Source organism: Ureibacillus chungkukjangi, from assembly GCF_003217295.1.
GTDB classification, from domain to species: Bacteria; Bacillota; Bacilli; order Bacillales_A; family Planococcaceae; genus Ureibacillus; species Ureibacillus chungkukjangi.
Map to the genome: position 1 here is coordinate 1 of NZ_QJTJ01000077.1, position 1,766 is coordinate 1,766.

General features: G+C 41.0%; 1 protein-coding gene. It reads right to left on the minus strand.

The features are described 5' to 3' along the window. Positions 1-372: 372 nt before the first annotated feature. A complete protein-coding gene (locus tag BJ095_RS18810) occupies positions 373-1,650 on the minus strand; it encodes an IS110 family RNA-guided transposase (RefSeq protein WP_107937931.1) in 1,278 nt (425 codons plus the stop codon). Between the last annotated feature and the right edge of the window lie 116 nt (positions 1,651-1,766).

Consider the following 1,766-nt stretch of genomic DNA (forward strand, 5'->3'; position numbering starts at 1 on the left):
CTCCCTCTATAAATGTTGATATATCAACGGTTTAACCCGTTTTTATCAATTCATAAAATTATTTTTTATAGATTTATATTTTAGTATTTTACAGTACTTCAATTGATTTACAGTTTTGGGATACGCTTCGCTAAAGCTAATTGGTAGTAATTAACTTTCAGTTCCAATATGTGATGCACAATTGGATCTCTGCGATGCTTATGATGACGTACCCTCCCATGTCTCTTGGCGTCTAGCGCATACATTCCTTCGTGCGGTCTATTCATAAGGCAGAGGCTGGCGATGCTCCTATAGGGACTCGTAGTCGGATGGGATAAATAATGCCGGCTTCTCCGTGTCATCCTTCTGTTTTAGTTCGAGCTAAGATGTTGCTTAGGCTGCCCTTTCGAGACAATAAAGATTTTTCATCATTTGTTGTTCATCAAACTGTATTTTTTTCTTACATAAAGCGTGTAAAATCTTCAGTAATTTCCCACAAAGCACGACAATCGATTGCTTCTTTCGAAGCGGGTTGATGGTGCGTGTAGTGTAATATTCATGTAATTGCTTAAAGGCTTGGTTATGACGAATTAACGGTATCATGACACGGAATAAGAGAGCTCGTAGCTTCCTTCTACCTCGTTTAGAAATGCGTTTCTGACCCTTGTGCTGCCCAGATGAGTTTTCACGTAATGTAAGTCCCGCTAGTTTGATTATTTGGCGTGGATGCTCATATTGCGTGAGAGAACCGACTTCTGAAAGCAGATCGACAATCGTAATATCGCCAATGCCTGGTACAGACGCTAAGTACTCATAATCCTTCATTTGTTTGGCTAATTCGCCTAATTGTTCATTTAGCGTGTCAAGCTGCTCTTGCAATAAATGGTGCTGTTGAAGGAGTGTGGCGATTTCTATTCGTGCCATCACAAGGCCTTCTGTCAGCCCAATGGAGTGCTGAGCCACCTCGACTAACTGCTTCGCCTTAGGTAACTGAGGTGATTTCATGCCCTCTACTTGGCGATATAAAAACAATAATTCTTCCGGTGTTTTCCCTTGAATATCTACTGGAAGAGGCGTTTTTTCTAGTACCGCATACGCCATCTTTCCGAAATTTTTAAATACCTTCGTGAATTCAGGGAAGAACCGATCAATCCAACGTACAATGCGATTTTGAAGTGCATTGAGGTCTTCTTGAATTTTCGAACGCAATGTTGCCCCGTTGCGTAATTCAGCTTCTACGCCTTCAAGTAGTCGTGGATAGCTGAAGCGACCATCCCGCATTAAACGGGCGATGACAAGCGCATCCTTTTGGTCATTCTTTGTTTGAAGATTATCGTCTAACTCTTTTGAACGATTGACATGTAACGGATTTACCATCACAAATGGAATCCCATAGTTCGTTAAAAACGTAGCTAAGTTCATCCAGTAGTGTCCGGTTGGTTCGAAGCCAACGATAATATCCTGTTTTCCATGTATTGATTTTAAAGCGAGTAAGTGCGTGTAAAACGCTTCAAATCCATCCCGTGATTGTGTGACGGGGAATGATTTTTGGAGCACACGCCCTCGTTCATCAATCGCACAGGCATAATGTTTATGCTTGGCGATATCGATGCCGATTACTAAAGTATTTTCAGAAACTTGATTAATTTTATGGTTCGTATTAGAATTCATAACGTAAGTCCTCTCTGTAGATGTTCGAGTCAATTTTCCGGTTGACACTCAAGCATCATACAAGAGGGCTTTTTTTATTTCAAGTCCCCGAAAATCCTTCTAACAGGAATGCTCCT